The sequence below is a fragment of the Fortiea sp. LEGE XX443 genome (assembly GCF_015206815.1).
GTDB lineage: Bacteria > Cyanobacteriota > Cyanobacteriia > Cyanobacteriales > Nostocaceae > Nostoc_B.
Genome location: NZ_JADEXZ010000001.1, coordinates 66,018 through 85,042, shown reverse-complemented (window position 1 = coordinate 85,042; position 19,025 = coordinate 66,018). Strand labels below are relative to the sequence as shown.

Annotated in this window: 12 protein-coding genes and 1 pseudogene; 5 read left to right on the top strand and 8 right to left on the bottom strand. The window is 43.7% G+C overall.

Going from position 1 to position 19,025, the window contains the following annotated elements:
• Nucleotides 1–14: 14 nt before the first annotated feature.
• From IQ259_RS00395 to IQ259_RS00385, 3 genes and pseudogenes are all read right to left on the bottom strand, one after another.
• Nucleotides 15–7,064, bottom strand: a pseudogene (locus IQ259_RS00395) (phytase); the annotation flags it as partial.
• Nucleotides 7,065–8,133: 1,069 nt separating this feature from the next.
• Complete coding sequence (locus IQ259_RS00390; RefSeq protein WP_193879175.1) at nucleotides 8,134–8,925, bottom strand: COP23 domain-containing protein; 792 nt, start codon at nucleotides 8,923–8,925, stop codon at nucleotides 8,134–8,136.
• Nucleotides 8,926–8,992: 67 nt separating this feature from the next.
• A complete protein-coding gene (locus IQ259_RS00385) occupies nucleotides 8,993–10,609 on the bottom strand; it encodes a M48 family metallopeptidase (RefSeq protein WP_193879172.1) in 1,617 nt (538 codons plus the stop codon).
• A gap of 291 nt (nucleotides 10,610–10,900) precedes the next feature.
• Here IQ259_RS00385 and IQ259_RS00380 point away from each other — a divergent pair, with 291 nt between their 5' ends.
• The 4 genes from IQ259_RS00380 to IQ259_RS00365 all read left to right on the top strand — a co-directional run bounded on the left by IQ259_RS00380 (nucleotide 10,901) and on the right by IQ259_RS00365 (nucleotide 13,009).
• Nucleotides 10,901–11,332 (top strand): Fur family transcriptional regulator, encoded by a 432-nt coding sequence (locus IQ259_RS00380; protein ID WP_193879544.1) that lies wholly within the window; start codon nucleotides 10,901–10,903, stop codon nucleotides 11,330–11,332.
• A 47-nt stretch (nucleotides 11,333–11,379) separates the two neighbouring features.
• Nucleotides 11,380–12,231: an Rpn family recombination-promoting nuclease/putative transposase gene (locus IQ259_RS00375; RefSeq protein WP_193879169.1), complete on the top strand. Its 852-nt coding sequence runs from the start codon at nucleotides 11,380–11,382 to the stop codon at nucleotides 12,229–12,231.
• A gap of 198 nt (nucleotides 12,232–12,429) precedes the next feature.
• Complete coding sequence (locus IQ259_RS00370; protein WP_193879166.1) at nucleotides 12,430–12,666, top strand: Arc family DNA-binding protein; 237 nt, start codon at nucleotides 12,430–12,432, stop codon at nucleotides 12,664–12,666.
• Nucleotide 12,667: 1 nt separating this feature from the next.
• Nucleotides 12,668–13,009: a type II toxin-antitoxin system PemK/MazF family toxin gene (locus IQ259_RS00365; protein ID WP_193879163.1), complete on the top strand. Its 342-nt coding sequence runs from the start codon at nucleotides 12,668–12,670 to the stop codon at nucleotides 13,007–13,009.
• A gap of 119 nt (nucleotides 13,010–13,128) precedes the next feature.
• On the opposite strand, the gene IQ259_RS00360 is transcribed toward IQ259_RS00365, so the two are convergent.
• The 4 genes from IQ259_RS00360 to IQ259_RS00345 all read right to left on the bottom strand — a co-directional run bounded on the left by IQ259_RS00360 (nucleotide 13,129) and on the right by IQ259_RS00345 (nucleotide 16,523).
• Nucleotides 13,129–14,181 (bottom strand): DUF1611 domain-containing protein, encoded by a 1,053-nt coding sequence (locus IQ259_RS00360; protein WP_193879159.1) that lies wholly within the window; start codon nucleotides 14,179–14,181, stop codon nucleotides 13,129–13,131.
• On the bottom strand, nucleotides 14,165–15,217 hold the full coding sequence (locus IQ259_RS00355) for a dipeptide epimerase (protein ID WP_193879156.1): 1,053 nt from the start codon (nucleotides 15,215–15,217) through the stop codon (nucleotides 14,165–14,167). Before IQ259_RS00355 ends, IQ259_RS00360 begins: the two co-directional genes overlap by 17 nt.
• 115 nt (nucleotides 15,218–15,332) lie before the next feature.
• Entirely contained in the window at nucleotides 15,333–15,902 is a 570-nt protein-coding gene (locus tag IQ259_RS00350) for a Uma2 family endonuclease (protein WP_193879153.1), read from the bottom strand.
• Nucleotides 15,903–15,947: 45 nt separating this feature from the next.
• A complete protein-coding gene (locus tag IQ259_RS00345) occupies nucleotides 15,948–16,523 on the bottom strand; it encodes a Uma2 family endonuclease (protein WP_193879150.1) in 576 nt (191 codons plus the stop codon).
• A 79-nt stretch (nucleotides 16,524–16,602) separates the two neighbouring features.
• Between IQ259_RS00345 and IQ259_RS00340 the strand changes: the two genes are divergently transcribed.
• A complete protein-coding gene (locus IQ259_RS00340; protein WP_193879148.1) occupies nucleotides 16,603–17,190 on the top strand; it encodes an HD domain-containing protein in 588 nt (195 codons plus the stop codon).
• Nucleotides 17,191–17,712: 522 nt separating this feature from the next.
• Here the strand turns inward: IQ259_RS00340 and IQ259_RS00335 are convergent.
• On the bottom strand, nucleotides 17,713–18,729 hold the full coding sequence (locus IQ259_RS00335) for a ribose-phosphate pyrophosphokinase (RefSeq protein WP_193879146.1): 1,017 nt from the start codon (nucleotides 18,727–18,729) through the stop codon (nucleotides 17,713–17,715).
• Between the last annotated feature and the right edge of the window lie 296 nt (nucleotides 18,730–19,025).

Here is a 19,025-nt window from a genome sequence, read left to right as displayed (position 1 = left end):
TTACACGAAAAACTCTAGGCGATGCTCAAATCAACGCGGACAATTAAATCGTTGAAGTCTCTATCGCCACCTCTTGGTAAATCTTCAAATCCAAAGATGTTACTGCCTAACAAAGAGATTTGGTCTGCTTGTGTGGGATTCGCACCTAAGAATGGGAAGTAAACTGCGGGATTGCTGGGGTTGCTATCAAAAATTGCTTCTGGTGTGCCGTTAGCAATAAGGAATGGTGCATAGATACCACCTGGTTGGAAAGTTGCAGTGAAAGTTGCTGTGCCATTGTTGGCTGTGAGGTCAATACCAGGCACACGCGCATTTACAGCAGCTTCAGTATAACCAGTTTGTCCAGGTAAGATATCTGCTACACCATCGTCATTGAGGTCAATGCCACCATTAGCATCGGTAACTCGATAGAAACTGACGTAGTTTCTAAAGGCCGCATCTCTGCTTACTACAAAATCTGCTCTTACTAATTCAGTTACATCACGTAAGTCAATTAATTCGGCTTGTGATTGACCTTGCAAAGTTGTACCGATGGGTAAAACTGTGTCGGTAGATTGAATATTCACTACCAAATCTTGGAAAGGCTCATTACCTCGTTGAAATTCCCACGCGAGGGAGAATTGGTCGTTGCCCAAGTCGGTGATTCTTTGGGTATTGGCATTAGCAAAGACGACGCGGTTGAGGGGGATATTTCCAGCCAGAACAGCATCAGTTGTGCCATTTTGAACAACATAGAATCTGAGACGATCGCCTGATTCAAATTCTAGCAGCCGGGAGACATCAGATGGATTCAAGCCGCGATTCACGGCGGAGAATACTGTTGTTGCCCTACCTAAAGCAGCTTGGGTATAACCTGCTTGTCCTGGGGCGATACCATCGATTCTGCCTTCAGCATCATCTACGGTAAACACGGCCAGTTCGTTTGTACGATTGGCATTACGTCCTGTGAGGTCTACTTGCAGTCTAGTTTTTTCACCACTGCCTTTGATTGTAAAGACATCACTGTTAAGATTCTGGACTAGTGGGCGATCGTTATCGGCAATGGTGACGGTTGCAGTTGTGTTAAATGTGCCAAGGTTATAATTGTCTCCGTTCACCACAGTCAAAGTTACTGTTTCGTCACCTTCAACCAAATTATCATCAATTGGGTTGACGGAGATATCTACAAAGGTTTGACCAGCCGCGATGGTTGCAATACCTGTAAGGCTGTCGTAATCACTACCATTAGTGGCAGTACCGCCAATGGTGTAGTTGACATTTAAGGCATTATTTGTGTTACCTGTGCGAGAAATGCGGAAAGTTCCAGGGGTGGAATCGGTTTCTGCTGCATTGGGATTGGGACTGGTGATGCCGACAGAGGTAGCCAAATTCAGTGGCTTGTCTAACTCCAGGATAATGATTTCGTTGTTGTCGATATCTCCTGGTCTACCTTGGGAGAAGGGATAGTTGTTGTCGTTGGCAACTAAGATGGTGTTTGCATCCAACACCAACACATTTTCAATGGTGACAAAGGGGAAGGTAAATGTCGTACTGCCATCTCTATTCAAGTCGTTGGGGTCTTGAATATTCAGCAAGTCAACGATTAACTCTTTTTCGACAAAGCCGTTAGCATCTCGTTTGGAGAAGTCAACTTTGAAGATTTTTTTGAACTGTGCTGCACTACCTTGTCTGTTATCCCGTTCGATGACCAAATATTCATTTTCGTTGACTACGGTGAGGTCGCCAATGGCATTGCTGGGGTTATCTAACTGATAGTAACCAACCAAGCCTTGATATTGCTCTGACGCGACATCAAATTTATAAATCCGCAGTGAACCTACAGGATCGCCAGCTACAGTACCTTCCAGCAGTGGATACAAAGTTTGTCTGTCGGGACTGATGGCTAAACCTTCAAAACCTCTGGAACCGCCAAGGTTAGGGACAGCTGGTTGTCCAACAAATTGATCGCGGACTAAATCACCTATGCCGGGGAAGTCTGTGAAGTAGGCATCAACACCCAACTCAATGAACTGTTCGTATTCTGCTGTCGGGTCGCCATTGTAGTCTGGTGACAAGAAGAAACTTTCGCTGCGGAAGGTGTAAGGATGTACCTGCAAACCTGCGGCGTGGGCATCTGCGACTAAAGTTGTGGGAGTACCCAAAATACGATCGCCATCACTGATTTGTCCATCGCCGTTGAGGTCGTCTGGTCTACCATCACCGTTGCGGTCTACTGTGTTGGAGGGGACAATTGAGCGTTTGCTTGGCCCGATACCAACAGCGTAAGTTGCGATCGCAGCTAGTCCTGTGGGTGTAATTAAGTCGCCGTAGGTGCGGGTGTCGCCACTGACAACAAAGTCGAATGGTTGTTGGTTTAAACCAGCGATTAACTGAATCAAGGGCAGATTAATGCCAGCAGCGGGGAAGAGTTCTTGTCTCAATTCCCGCAGATTAGCTACCTCGAAGGATTGCACAAAGATGCGGCTGGGGTCGGTGAAGTTTTCCGCAACTAATGTGTCAACCAGTAATTGATTCAAACTGGTGTTGATTGGTGTTGTGCCGTCGAGGAGTTTACCGACCGACTCAAAGTAAATGGGGTGTTTGAGTTCGGGATAAATGCCAATTTTTTTGCCTGTATCGGCTTCGACGAGTTTGACTAAATCAATGATTTCTTCCAGAGTTGGAACTTTCAGCCCATCATTGTTGAATCGAGTTCCTCGCAATGCTGGTAGCCGTTCAATAGCGTTCAGGGTTTTGATTTCATCGAGGGTGAAGTCTTCTGTAAACCAACCTGTGAGAGGAACATCATCAACCAATTTAGTGGTTAGACGGTCAGCAAATTCAGGACGGAGGTAAACGTCGGTGCTGGTGACAGTCGTGTTGACTGAACCATCGCGGTTAAGCACTGCCAAAGCATTTTCATGACGGGCTACCAAACGTCCATCTTTGGTAGCTACTAAGTCTGGTTCGATGAAATCTGCACCTTGAGCGATCGCTAGGGTGTAGGCTTCTATGGTGTGTTCTGGTCGTTCACCACTTGCGCCACGGTGGCCAATAACTAAGGGTGCATTACCACTTAAGGTGTTAAATTCTTGGCGGTTGAGGACATCGGGATTTTGGGGCGATCGCACAAACTCTCCGGTGAGGCGATCGCGCACTAAATCACCAGTACCAGGGAAGTCACTAAAGTAACCATCTATTCCCAACTGGATAAACTGCTGATATTCCGCCTGGGGATTGCCGTTGTAGTCTATTGCCAGGAAACGGTCTTCGTCGCGGAAGGTATAGGCATGTACTAATAAGCCGGCAGCATGGGCATCATCTATTAAGGTGGTTGATGCTGTTAAGGTTTTATCAGCGTCGTTGATTAAACCATCACCGTTAACATCATCGGCTACACCATCACCGTTAGCATCCACACCTTGAACCGATACAATCATCCGCTTCCAAGGGCCAATGCCTTCGGCATAGGTGGCAATTTCTGCTAAACCTGCTGGTGTGCGTAAGTCTGCATAGGTGCGAGGGTCGCCACTAACTTGAAAATCAAAAGGTTGATACTCAATTAAGGAACCATCAACTCTGACATCACGAGCATCTAATAGCTGAATTAACGGTAAATCAATACCAGCAGCCGGTAAGAGGACATCATTGAGTTGCTTAAGATTGCCGACTTCAAAGGATTGAATAAATACTCTTGCAGGGTCAGTAAACTCATTGGCAACTAAGAGGTCAACTAACTTCTCAGTGATATCTTGATTGATTGGTGTTGTACCGTCTAACTGTGTACCAACCGATGCAAAGTAAACGGGATGCTTGGTTTCGGGATAAATGCCAATTTGCTTACCTGTATCTAGTTCCACCTGCTTCACTAAGTCAATAACTTCCTGCAAGGTAGGAATTTCGTACAAGTCGTTAAATACTTGGGTGCGGAAACTGGGTTGAATTCTAGCACGGAGAGTTTTAATTTCCGCTAGGGTGAAATCTTCTGTGAAGAAGCCATCTTCTTCAATACCATCAATAAATTTTTTGGTGCGGCGATCAGCAAATTCTGGATGATCTAAAACATTGGTGGTGTTAATGATATTCGGTTCGTGACGCGCAATCAACACACCATCTTTGGTTGTTACCACGTCGGGTTCGATGAAGTCTGCACCTTGAGCGATCGCCAACATGTAAGCACCAAGGGTATGTTCTGGTAGTTCACCGCTTGCGCCTCGGTGTCCAATTACAATTGGTGGTTGACCATCCAAAGTATTGAGATTGGTGATGTTGGGTGTAGGAATAGGTGCATCTAACAGTTTGCCAGTTGCATCAAAGTGCAGCAAATAGGGGCCAAACTCATCGCCAACCCAGAAAGTTCCGTCTTCCGCAATCACGAAGGATTCAATATCGAAGTCTGCACCAGTTAACAGGCGATCGCTGGTGTTCTCGTTGACAATCTGAAAAGGAACTTTGTTGTTAGGGTCAGATAACTGAATAAAATCCAAAATATTGACGCTACCGTTACCCCCTGGTTCTGCACCCCGGAAACTCGGATCGGCGCGATAAATCCGCAACAGGTAGTCTGCGCTGTTGTTTTGGCTACCAAAGCCGTTGTCAGAGAGGAAATAGAAGGAATCATTATCAGCCTTCTGTACGCCACTAAACCCTTGGATTGGTTGAGCAGCAAATGGTACATTCCGGCCGTTAGTATTTCCAGTAATTGCACTACCAGATCGTGGCCCTTCGGCAAAGGTATCTGCTGGAAGTGAAGCAAAACCCTTGAGTGTGACTCTGGGGACAAATAAAGAAGTATCGGGATTGCGCGGATCGTAGCTGGTGGTATCGATTACTAAAGCTTCCGGGAAAGCGTTGGCGATGTTTTCCCAAGGTACAAACTTAAAGTTGGTGTTGATGTTTTCGAGTTCACCGTCATCTTCCACAAGTACGGCGGGATCGTTAGAACCATCTTGGGTGATGAATAAACCAGAGGGGAAGTTGGGGCCTAAAGGCACATTCACAACATCTGCGCCATCGGATTCTTGTACACTGTCAATTGAGCCGTTACTACCGACAGCAAAGCTACCGATGAATTGATTATTGCCTTCACGGGTGTAAGCAACAAATGTGTTATCGCCTTGGCTGGAAGCTAAGAGATAGCCCTGACCATCTTTACCATAATAAATAGTTAGTCCTTCCACATCGTCGGTCAGGTTATTACCACCCAAAGCCCGGACTTGATCAATCAGTGTACCTGTATTGCTGGCATAGGGTTCGGCCTCGAATTTCCAAATACCAACATTTTCCTGACCAATGTAGAGGTAGCCTAATTCTTGGTCTGCTACCATCCCCTCAGTTTGGGGATCAATACCCTCTTCTGTCGGAATGCTAAATTCCCGCACTCGTTCTGCGCCAATTTTACCGTTACCTTGGTCGATAAGTTTGAACTGGGCAACATCTCCAGTTTCCCGACGACTAACGAAGGTATAGTAATCATTGGTCACAGGGCTACGGTATAATGCCAACCCGTAAGCACTGCGTTCGTCTGATATATAAGGTGGTTCAAAGGGCGGTGCTTGGAAGAGAGTACCAATACTACTATCGGTAATGTCTTCTAAATATTCACCAGGGGTTGAGGGGTTGGGGTTAATTTTAAAGATTACCAGTTTGTCATTTTCGCGATCGCTGGCTACGGCAATATCAATTGTGCTATCACCTAATTTGAAGCCGTATTGTAAATCAATATTGTTATAGCGAATGTCACCGGGATTCACTTCTTGCAATAGTTCCCCGGACAAGTTGTAAACCCGCAGTCCAGCATTTTTTACTGAAGTCAATACTAAGCTATCAGCGGCATTGTCGGCGTTGACATAAATAGCTGGGTCATCTGCATCCGCAGCTTCAATATCATCATCTAATAAATCGGGACGAGTTTCGACAGTTGGTACAACGCTGGGAATTAAATTTGCATCCAACGTCAAAATTTGCGTAAATTGAGTGGCGCTGAAGTTGTTGTCACTAACCAAAACAATTGACTGACGACCATCTGCTAGTTTGGGGCCAAATTCTATACCTTCTATGTTGTCCAATCCAGTTGGTAAATCCAAATCATTCAAATTCAACACCAAGCGCTTTTGGGCTGGTTGAATTGCGGCTAATTCTTCTGGACTCAAACTGTTGAGTGATTCGATACTGCTGATATCGGTTGCGCCTTGGAGAGAAATTTCGTAAATTTTGATTGTATTGCCTGTACCAGGAAGCCCGACAGAGAAGGAACGTTCTACAGCCAGTAATGTGCCGCGATCGTCAATAGCCAGTAAATCTACTAAGCCGTTGGTATTAAATCCATTAGCGGGTAGTGGTGCATCTGCGACTGCTTCAGTGACATATAGGTATTCTTTTGTTGGCTGTCCCGTGGCCAAGTTGTATTGCAGGATGCGCGTCGGCGTACCAGTGGAAACGGAAGCAACAGCCCCATCTTGGAAGAGGGCGTTTTCTGTAGCGGTAAATAAAGTTGTTTGGTCTGGTGTGATAGTCAGACTTTCAAAGGCTAAGTTATTCCGTATACCGGATGTTTGCGTATCACCTGCGTTAATGATGCCGTCGCCATTGGTATCTTCGACTACTGGCAAAAATTTTGTGGGGACAGGAAGCGATGCCTCCGGCAACCTAACGGAACGCAATTGCTGGCCTGTGCTGAGGGAAAATTCGCTCACAAACGGATTGATCACCCGTCCAGCACCAGGATTTACTTCTCCTTCCGAAGAAATGAAAACTGTACCGTTGTTAGTTAATACAATGTCTTCTGGGTCTAAACTCAATGCTGGAAAGAGGTTCCCGTTGATATCTCTCAGTCCAGTAACATTGGTAAAAGTTACACTACCAGCAGCAGGATCGCCTGTGAAAGTATAAAAACGGGCGTTTTCTGAGCGATCGTCCGAAATTACATAGTAACGATTATTGGCAGCATCGTAAGCTAGACCAGACAAACCACCGACTGCTACTGGTGTACCATTAATTGCACCTGCTGCACCAGAGGGAATAAAGCCTGTAGGAAAGATTTGCTGTCCTAAAAATCCTACGTTGGTGATAGTTTTACCTGCTTGCATATTTTTGGGGGTAGATAAATCAGGATTTAGAGAAGCAATTTGAACTTTTAGTCACCAAAGATTGCGATTAAACTTACAATCTCTGCTGTGTCAGTTGGTGAGGTGTGCGATCGCAATTGGGCAATAAAATATAACCACAAAGATAAACTTCGCAGTTTAGGCGATCAGCTACGCTGGGCGGTTACGCCATCGCGCAATTAGACTAATTTGGTATTCAGTGCTTCACGCTATCCCAATTAGATTAAGAAATGCCTAGCAAATGGTTAAAACAGGTGAAAAACCCACGGTGTCGTCAGACACGGTGAGTCACGCTCATATTTAGATTTTGGCAAGATTTACGCACAGATAACTCTGATTACTAGGTACGATGCTATTACAGCAGATCCTGTAAGACCTGTAGTAGCCATTGTCATTAGAAGTACAATTGCAGGTAAACCCATTCCAGCAGCTTTCTTTACGAATTCATCTAACAATTATGATTAACTGAATGATAGGACTTACGTAAAATACCTCTCAAACTCTTATTTCTCCGTCTACTCTGTGTCTCTGTGGTTCGTTTTTTCGTGACATGTACGTAAGTCCTGAATGAATAAGCCTAAGATATATAAAGAATTAAGATAGAGTCATAAAAATAGATAAAGTTAATTTAAACCTCGTCTACTTTGAGAATCGTAGTTTTTTATCGAGATTATGAGATTGCTTCCTTACGCCGCAATGACACAACAGAATAATCAAAAACTCCAGATCCCAACATAGATGAGGTTTAATATCGCGTCATATTCGTCGTGAGTTCCAAAAACTACCTTTTATAGTATCCTATTGATGGAATGATCGCCTTTCATCATCTAACCTCAAGCCATTGCTTCAAAACTTTTGAAATGTGCAGTAGTTTATAATTCCGCAAAAATCTACTGTCTGAGTAAGTTGGAGAAAATAGTGTTACCGTGAATCAAAATGAGCAGGATGAAGGGAATGAGGAAAACTAGAACTTTTGGCGAGTTCTTTAGCTTCCTGTGTTCCCCCATTTCCTGAAAAACAACATTTGGCGCTCTAAAATCAGTAACTATTAGCGGAAATTGCCAGGATTCAAACGAGTTCGTCCTTGAGATTGAGTGGGAGTTTGACGGCGAATTGCTACGCCATTTCTTAATTTTGTCCCAGTTCCACCATCTTTGCGATCGAGGAAAGGTTTGAGATTAATACCACTTCTAGATGAGCTAACTTGGCGATCGCGTCCACCCAAGATTGTACGACCGATGTTGTATATTTCTTCTACTCCGCCTCTATTGTTGCGATAAGTGTTTACAGCGGTGGTTTGCTGTCCACTATCAGCAGAAACTAAGTTTTGGAAAATACTATTGCGGACAGTATATGGGTCTTTGTCACGTGGTACTGTTAGGACAATGCGACAGCTAGAGTTAGCCTCGGTGGTAACACAGACAATATTTTCGTTGTTTAAGAAACCTGTCTGGAGTTCTTGCAAGCCATCAGGACGATATTGTTCTAAGCGTTGAGCAATGGTGACACAACGTTTATAAGGATCCCAACCACCACCCAACGCCGCAGGAGCCGCCCAAGAAAAGAATTGCCCTGGTTGGCTTTCAGGCTGATACATCACGATGTACTGACCATTGCTATTTTGGCAGCTAAACCTAGTACCAGCGGTTACAGTACCAGTGGAGGAAGTGGGTACGCCTGTTGATGTATCAACTGGAATTGATGAACCTGATGGATCGGAAGTGGTGGGTACAACGATCGCACCATCATCATTAACTTGAGCAAAGGCGGCAGAATTACCCAAAAATAAGGATAAACCCAGACCGCTCAAACACAAAAACTTCAGGGGTTGTAATGCCATAAATCATCCTTTGGTATATGAGGTAGCCAATTGATAATTAAATTGACGCAAAAATTTGTGTTTTGATTCAGCGAGAACGACGCTTTTTTTCTTCTTGTTCTTTTTTCTCTTTCAGCAGTTGTTTCACCCGTGCTTGAATGGCGGTGTGACGTTCGACTCCTTCATAGCTGTAGCGGTTGTAGTTACCACGAGTAATCAGGTTTTCTAAATAACTGACTCGTTCATTCCCTCCTGGGTGGGAAGATAACCAAGTAGGAGGAGCATTTTTTCTTTGTTTATCTAGAGTCGCCATTAAGTTACGCAATCCATCAGCAGCATAGCCACTAGCCACAATCAACCGTGTACCAAGGGTATCGGCTTGACGTTCCATGTCGCGGCTGTAACTGAGGGCGAAAAGTTGACCAACTGTACCACCTAAAGGCAGATATTGGGTGACGTTAGAAATCAAATTACCTTGGGTGACTAATTGAAAGCCGTGGGATAGAACTACGTGAGATAATTCATGACCGATTAATCCAGCTAGTTCTGCTTCTGAGTTACTTTTTGCGATCGCACCTGCATTAATAAAAACTTTACCGCCTGGTAGGGCAAAGGCGTTGAGTTCTTCTTCGGGAATCACAAAAAATTCGTATTTAAATTCGTTGCGTCCGGCAATTTTTGCTAGTTTTTGTCCGATTTCATCCACATAAGCCAGCACTTCTTCATCTTTTACTAGAGGTAGCTGTTTTTTTGCTTGCTTGGCGACTGAATCACCTACAGCACCTTCTCCCTGTAGGAGCAAGATGGTAGAGTCTAAGGCGGAAAACGGCCCAAGCAGGCTACCAGTTACGGCGTAACCTAATGCACCTGTGATGATGTTAGCTATGGTATTACCGCGAATTTCTCCTCGAATATGGGATTTGTAGCGTTTGAGATTTTTTTCTGCAAGTTCTGTAAACTCTGGTGCTTGGGGATCATTAGGATAGAGGATGGCAAACTGACGCGCTGCTAAAGAAGCTTCTATCCATTTCTTGTCGTCTGCCAATGCTGTGACTCTAGCTTTAATTAACTCTGGTTGATCTGGATATAGTGATGCTCCCCGTTCTAAAATATCTAAAGCTTCTTTTGGGCGATCGTATTGTTTGAGAATTTCGGCATAGCGAATATGACCGAGAATAAATTCTGGATATTGCTCAACCAGTAGTTTTAGTGGTACTTCAGTTCGAGTTTGCAACTTAGCGGCTATCCCCGCCTCTGATTCGCGCCAATATACTTTACCTGCTGGCGATAGTTGCGTAGGGTCAAGGATGGCTAATTTACGTTCTTGGGTTGGTGCATCTGTTTTGACAAAGGTTGCTTTTGCCTCACGGTAGAGTTTTTCTGCATCTGCAATTTGTCCGGCGATGTATAGCTTGTCTGCTTCGATAAACTTTTGTTGACGGGCGATTTCTTCGGGAGTGAGTGCGGGTTCTGTTGCGGTATCTGGTGGTTTGGATTCAGAGGCTTCTGGTTTTTCGGTCTGGTTTGGCTGTGGTGTGGGAGTTGAGGCTTCTGGATTGGGTGTATTTGTCGTTTCTACAGTAGTAGCAGGTTCTTGTGCTGGAACGGGGGCTATCGGTTGTGTCAGGATAATTAAAACTGATGTAGCAACTGATAACAATATCCAACTCAAGGTTAGCAGCAGAGACTTCCCGGTTCGTTTCATGCTGGAGTTTACCTATGCAAAGGGCTGTTATTTTAATGCTATGTGTAACACTCCCCATCCGCCTAGAGCGATCGCTATTATTTTACCTCTAGTAGGGACGCAAAGCCTGGCGGTGCTACATTCTACTAAATATTTTTCCCATTTTCTTCAAATCAGAATAATTACAATTTAAGAGTAAAAAAGTAATGATAAACACTATTTGAATTTTATCTTTCCTAAAAAAGTTAGGGGCTGAGAGAAGAAACACTATAATAGTGATCCAAGTCTGTTAAAGTGATTCAAGTCAATGCTATGCAGCAAAAAGCTGATGAGATTGTCAAAACACTCAAGAGTAAAGGATTGCGAGTGACTCCCCAGCGCTTCGCAGTATATGCAAATCTACTGGAACGAGAAGACCATCCGACTGTGGAGCAAATTCTGACAAACTTGAATCAGGATGCGCCGACTTCATCCCAAGCCACCGTTTATGCGGCGCTGCAAGCATTACGCGAGGTTGGCTTGGTGCGAGAAGTGCTTCTAGAAGAAGGCGTATCGCGTTATGATGCTAATGTTGCACCACACCATCACTTTCGCTGCAATTGTTGTGGTGCAATTGAAGATATTGATTGGAATACATTCCAATGTATTGATCTGAGCAAACTGCGGTTGGGATTAAAAGCGGAACGGTATGAAGTGACTGTTCAAGGAAGTTGCGATCGCTGTCAGGTGAAGTATGAAGTGTGAAATTTCAGTGCGATCGCCTGCTCATCATCAACACGAAAATCAAAAATATGATAGACCATGATCGTCTCTTCAAAGAATTATTATCTACTTTTTTTATTGAGTTTTTAGATTTATTTCTACCGCAAGTAGTCAGCCAAATAGATCGTGATTCCATTCAATTTTTCCCCCAGGAAGTATTTACTGATGTGACATTGGGAGAGAAGAAAGAAATTGATTTACTGGCTCAAGTGCGTTATCAAGAGCAGGAAACCTATTTTTTAATTCACGTTGAAAATCAATCTTATACTGAAACAGCATTTGCCAAACGGATGTTTAAGTATTTTGCTCGGTTACACGAAAAATATGATTTACCGATTTATCCAGTTGTTATCTTTTCTTTTGATGAACCAAAGCGCCCTGAGCCGCAAAATTATCGCGTGACGTTTGGTGATTTAAACGTACTAGAATTTCAGTTTGCAGCCATTCAATTAAATCGTTTAAGTTGGCGAGATTTTCTCACTCAGCCAAATCCAGTAGCAGCAGCGTTAATGGCAAAAATGAATATTCCTCAGCATGAGCGTCCGCAGGTGAAGGCGGAATGTTTGCGATTGCTGGCAACGCTAAAATTAGATCCAGCCCGAATGCAGTTAATTTCTGGGTTTGTGGATACATATTTGCGCCTGGATGACACTGAGAAACAAGTCTTTCAAGCAACAATAAGTACAATGGGGTTAGACGAACAGGAGGAAATCATGGAAATTGTTACTAGTTGGGAACAGGAAGGCGCTCAAAAAGCTTTAGAAAAAGTCGCACTAAATTTACTACACGAAGGTATAGAAACTGAAGTGATCGTGCGAGTAACAGAGTTAACTTTAGAGCAAGTTATTCAGTTACAAAAGCAGCTAACACCAAGAAATTAACCCTCTTGAATCACTAAATGGGTAAATTAAAATATTTTGATGATTTACGTCGTCATGCACCTGATGATTAATTCTGTGCGTTGCTTTGTTAACACACCCTACAAAATCAGGCGATCGCTGTACAATTGAGGTCTGAAGTCTAAAATTTCAGCGCGATTACAATACAATGGATGGGTATTCTATTGATATCTCAGTTCTATGAATGGTTCAAGTGAAATTGATGCTCAAGTAACATTGCCGATGGAATTATATCAGGCGATCGCACAACGAGCGCAGGCTCATGGACATTCGGTGAATCGGGAGATTGTAGCACTCCTGACTCCTTTGCTGATGCAAATACCCAATGAGCTAAAGTTGGAATTTGCAGCATGGGAAGCAGCAAGTGACGAGGATTGGCTGAGTACGGAAGGAATGTTGGCATCTCTGGAAGAATGAGATGGCGAGAGGGGATATTATATTAGTAAGTTTACCAGATTCGGATAAACGAGAAGAAAAGGGTAATCGTCCTGCGATCGCTGTACAAACAGACATTGCGGTTTCGCACATGTTGATGATTGTCCCAGTTACTTCTTCCTTGGCGGCATTGAGGTTTGCGTTTACTGTTAGGATTGAGCCATCAGCACTGAATGGGTTGACATTGCTTTCGGTAGCAATGGTTTTTCAGATGCGGGCGATCGATCCAAAGCGAATTATTCGTAAAATTGGTGAATTGGAGCCTGAGTATTTGATGCAGATTGATGGGGAAATTTGGCGAATGTTGAAGCCCCTGGAGGTTTAAAAATGAGCATTGTTACGACAATTTAGATATTAAACAGCCAACACTTCGAGATTAGGCGATCGCTGTCAATGGAAGGCTGAAGTGTGAAGTCTGAAATTTCAAACTTCATACTTCAGCCTTCATACTTCACACTTCATTACAGCATCTAATAGCAAATCTGCGCCAAATCGGACTACATCAGTACATGGTAAACCTGTTTCGGCTGTGGTTTGAGCGATCGCTTCTTGGGCTGCAAACTCGTCTAGATGAGCAGTATTCAACGCTATGCCCACTACAGGTACTTTGCCAAATGCGCCGCCAGCACTGGCAACAGATTCATACATTTGGATTACTTTCGTCAACGATGGAATGGGTACATGGGGATTATTCTTGTTATGGGTTTGTCCCGCCCGATGTACCAGTACTAGTTGGGTGGGTTGAGAACCACGCATCAAAGGTAAAGTTGCTGTAGAACCAGGATGCAGTAACGAACCTTGTCCTTCGATGTGCAGAATGTCATAGTTTTTGCCATAGCGCATCACTATTTGTTCGACAGCGCCAGCCGCAAAGTCTACCCTGACGGCATCTAAAGCTACACCATCGCCTTCTAACATTAAACCAGTTTGACCTGTAGCGATGAACTTAGAACTCCAACCCCGCAGTTTTCCCGCCCAATGTAGTTCTAAACTAGTAGACATTTTCCCAATCGCCATGTCAGTTCCCACCGTCAAAACCCGACGACAAGGAAGATTACGCGCCAGTCCACTAGCTACATCTATATTTGGTGGTTCTTTCCGTACATCCCAAATCAATTGTCCTGGTTTTAGCAGTGCATTTAACTCTGCGATCGTTGCCAATGGCGTGTGTAAACCATTTACCACGGACATTCCAGCTTGTAGCGCATCTTTGATTTCCACCCAATAATCATCGGGTACAGCACCACCTTTTGGCGCAATCCCAATTACCAAAACTTCTGGTTTGTATTCTAGGGCTGCTGCTACCGATGGCACAATCGGCACATCACGCTTGACACCTGTGATTTCTGGTAAAAATCTGCCAGCAGTTTCCCGGTCAATCACTGCTACGATTGGGGCTTCACTGTAGCGCAAAATTGCCAACCCTGTTTTGCCCTGAGATCCTGTAACTCCTTCATGCAGCAGAATAGCTATTCGTTGATTAAGTGGCAAACGCACTATATTGTACCCCCAAGCCTGGTAAATCGTTTGGTAAAACTCTCCCCTCCACCACCAATGCACCTGTAAACGGATCATCAATTAAGTTTAGGTGACTATCTAAATCTAAATAATCAGCTAGTGGTGCTAACTGCGCGGCGGCGGTGTTGGCTAGTGAACTGTCAGAATAGCAGCCAAACATCACTTGCAAATTATATGCCCGTGCTGTGTGTACCATCCGCATCGCCTCGGTTAAGCCTCCTGACTTCATCAGTTTGATATTAATACCATCTACGTAGTTTGCCAAATGGGGAATATCAAAGCTGGTAAAGCAACTTTCATCGACAAAAATTGGCAGGGGCGAATTTTGTTTGAGTTCGGCTAAACTTCTTTCTTGACCCCTTGCCAACGGTTGCTCTACATACTTTACACCTAAATCAGCCAGCCAATTGCACATTTCAATGGCATCTGTTAAACTCCAGCCGCCGTTTACATCCACAAAAAATTCTAAATTAGGTGCTTCTTGTTGCACAGCTAATAGCATTTGCCGATCTGCATCAATCCCATCTGGGCTACCAAGCTTTACTTTGAAAAGCCGGACATCCATAAATTTTAACCAGTCTCGCGCCCTAGCTTTAGCACCTGCTGGTGAATTGATCCCAATAGTTACTGAAGTTGGTACGATGATATTGCGATCGCAGCCCCAAATCTGCCACAGTGGTAAGCCGACACGCTTTCCTAACCAATCGTACATCGCCATATCTAACGCAGCATGTACTGATGAGGGAACCTGCTGTTGAGTTAACAGTTGCTCAACTTGTTGTCTCTGCAACGGGCTAAAAGATGCTAACAATGGTACAATTTGCTCTAAAGCGCCTTTGATTTGCTCTGTTTTTTGAGCATGATTACCGACACCAAACGGTGATGCTTCACCCCAACCCTCTATCCCATCTTGAGTGATCTTTACCCAGACATTTGTTGTCTGTGCAGTTGTCCCACGACTAATTGTTAAGGGAAATCGTTTATTGACAGTAAATACATTTACTTCGACTTGCATAAGTATGCTATTTGATGGCTAGGACAAAAAACTGTGTAAGAGGAAATTTTAGCTTATTTTATATTTATTAATTACTTGTCGGCGTTGCCCAGAGTTCTTACATAGCCAGATCAGATTATTTAACTTTCAACCAACTAAAAATATTTTCTGCTGTTACTTTCCAATCTATGAACACATCAATAACAGGTAAAATATCAGCATTATATTTCACTTCTGGTAGCTGGTTTGGTTGAAATACCATCACTGATTTATCATTAGGATCAATAAACCAACCTAATTTAGTTCCGTGGTTAATACAGAAAATAATTTTATTAATTACCCGATTAGGAAATTGATCAGGTGATAAGATTTCAATAGTCCAATCTGGGTAGCTTTCAAACCTATTTGCAATTTCCCCATCTTCGTCAGTTGGGATGCGTGACCATTCAAACACAGCAATATCCGGCACTAGAGAAAGTCCACTCAAAGTGCAGCGTAACTCTGTTAAAGCTAAAGCTTTTTGTTGAGGTGCACCAACTTGATTAATATTAGCTGATAAACGAGTTTGAATTATGCTATGTTTTCCTTGTGGCATTGCTTTTTGGTAAATGCGTCCGTCTATATATTCACTAGCTGGTTTAGTTTCTGGTAATTTCAAGAACTCTGCTAAGGAAAGGTTAGAAGATACTTGAGTTGATATAGCCATCAGCAATTACTCCTCTAATAATTCCAGCCAATAATCTACGGATATTCACAATAATTTTGCCAAAGGTAAGATAAACCCAGGGACAATATCTTCACCATTTAAAATTGCCGTAGCGGGATATTGAGTAATGGAACCATCCCGACGATAAACCAAAGCTTGCTGATTTTGGCGGTCAATTAACCATCCCAACTGCACACCGTTGGTGATATATTCTGCCATCTTAGCTTTGAGTTTTGCCAAGCTATCATTTTTAGAACGAATTTCTATGACAAAATCAGGTGCTAGATTGATAAAAGCATCCTCTTGCTGATCCCAATTTTCTGGTAAGCGTCCTTTAGCTACAAATGCAGCATCAGGAGACTTGACAGCAGTATTTGCTAATCTAAAGCCTGTACTAGAACCAAAAACTTCGCCTAAATCCTGACTTTCTACCCAAGCCATTAGATAGGTTATTGCTTTTGCCTCTCTATTTCCCGAAATTCCTCCAGTTGGTGGCATAGTTTCTATAGTTCCATCAGCATTACGTTCAAACCGCAGTTCTGGGTTTTGCGAACTCATCAGCATTAATTCTTCATCAGTGACAGTATACCAAGGCTGCACTGTTGCTTTTTCACTGTTCATGATGATGGTGTGGCGAGCTAGATGGACATTTCAATTTTAGGCTGAGATAGTATTGTATTGCTTGTTGATTCTATCTTCTATGCTTTTTGATCGTTTTACCGCAGCCCTTACCTATGCTACCGAACTCCACGCTAACCAAGTACGTAAAGGTTCTGGTGTGCCTTACATTGCCCATTTACTGGGTGTTGCGAGTATTGCTCTAGAATATGGAGCTAATGAAGATGAAGCGATCGCATCTCTACTACATGATGCCATAGAAGACCAAGGCGGTGCCGCCACACGCGCAGAAATTCGCCGTCGCTTTGGGGATACTGTAACAGCAATTGTCGACGGTTGTACTGATAGTGATACTACACCCAAGCCGCCTTGGCGATCGCGTAAGGAAGCTTACATCACACATCTTTCTACAGCTTCTGAGTCAGTCTTACTTGTATCAGCCGCCGATAAACTCTACAATGCTCGGTCTATTCTCAAAGATTATCGCCTGTTGGGTGATTCACTTTGGGAACGCTTTCAAGGTGGCAAAGATGGTACTCTGTGGTATTACCGATCGCTTGTCGATGCCTTTAAAAAAACTGGTGACACGGAAATTTTTGCTGAATTAGAACGAGTAGTAACAGAAGTCGAAATCTTGGCAGCCATAGGAATTATGGGCGTTGCTGAATAATGGGGCAATTAAGGCTGACACGGAGATGTACAGACACGATCACACGGTGAGGGAGTTGGAGTGTTGGCGGTTCTCGTCGAGTCCAAATTTAGTTATAGCAGGTGACAGGGAACAGGCTTCCGCCGTGAGCGTCAGCCGAACGGTGACAGGTGACAGGGTTAAAAGTCTTTTAGTGCATGAGTTTTATCATTGGCCGATGTCCTAACTGCCTTGGCTACTGCTTACATCTTTGAAGCTAATGTAGTGTAATTTACTAACTGGAAATACACTCCTTGGACTCAACAAAAAACCGCAGAAATATTTGGAGGGGGTTTGGGGGACGCAACCGTCCCTCAATCGGGGGCTTGGGGGAGAATCCCCCAAATCTTGGCTTAGACAATGATTAATTTGTACAGTGCGTAAGTCCTAAGCCAAATCATCATAAAATTTGAAGCACAAAGGAGGAAAACTTCCTCACTTCATACTTCAAAATTTAATATTTCTTGATGACAGACTGTAACTTGAATAACAGCCTTTTTTTGGCTAACGGAACATACTACTGACTGAGGTATCTTCGTGAATCCGCCAGATGGTTTCTCCTAAAAGATTTGCCACGGTAAGCACTACTAATTGGGGAAAGCGCTTGTTATCTGGTATGGGAATCGTATTTGTGACGATGACTTCCTCAAACAAGCCGCTCGACAACCGCTCAATTGCAGGTGGGGAGAATACTGCATGAGTCGCACAAGCATATACCTGACGCGCTCCTTCTTCACGCAGCAACCTAGCTCCTTCGGAGATTGTACCGCCTGTATCGATCATGTCGTCTACTAAAACGGCTGTTTTGCCTTTGACATCGCCAATCACGTTCAAGACTTCCGCCACATTATGGGCTTGACGGCGCTTATCAATAATGGCAAGTGGAGCATCATTTAGCTTTTTCGCAAATGCCCTCGCCCGTGCTACACCACCGACATCCGGAGAAACAACTACAAGATCAGGCAGTTGCTTGCTGGCTAGATAATCGAGGATGACGGGTGAACCATAAACATGATCAAAGGGTATATCGAAGTAACCTTGAATCTGAGCAGCGTGCAGATCCATTGCGACAACGCGAGCCGCACCTGATTCGGTAATCAGATTGGCAACCAATTTGGCTGTGATTGACTCTCGTCCTGCGGTTTTGCGATCGGCGCGAGCATAACCATAATATGGAATTACGGCTGTTACCTGTCTAGCCGAAGCTCGACGACAGGCATCAATCATAATCAGCAATTCCATCAAGTGATCGTTAACTGGTTGACAAGTTGGCTGGATTAAATAAACATCACAACCCCGAATAGATTCTTGGATTTGAACATAAAGTTCTCCATCCGCAAATCTTTTGCGAATCATTGGCCCCAAGTCCATCCCCAGGTAACGAGCGACTTCTTGAGACAGTTGGATATTAGCAGAGCCAGAAAATAGCCGCAGGCGATGGTTTTCAGTTAGTCCTGTTGCAACTGGCTGCACTTTTAAAGCGGCAGAACTTAGCACAGCAGATCCTCGAAGTGCATTCATGGCGAGATTATCATTTAAGATATTTACCAGATTTAACCGGAATAGGCTAAATAAACATCTGTGAGCTTTATTTAAGCTTTCATAAAAACTTTAAACATTTCTCAATAGAACTACCATCAGTCCATTTTTCAGTCTTTAGTGGTAAACAAACGATCGCATTCGTAACTGACATATAGTGTGTAATTTATCCCTGTGGTTGAGTTGTTCTCAACAACTCAAATTTCCTCTAGATTTAGTCTGGTAGAGTAATGCTCCTACCAATTGTGTTGATTAATGAGTCCAACTCTTTTCAGCTT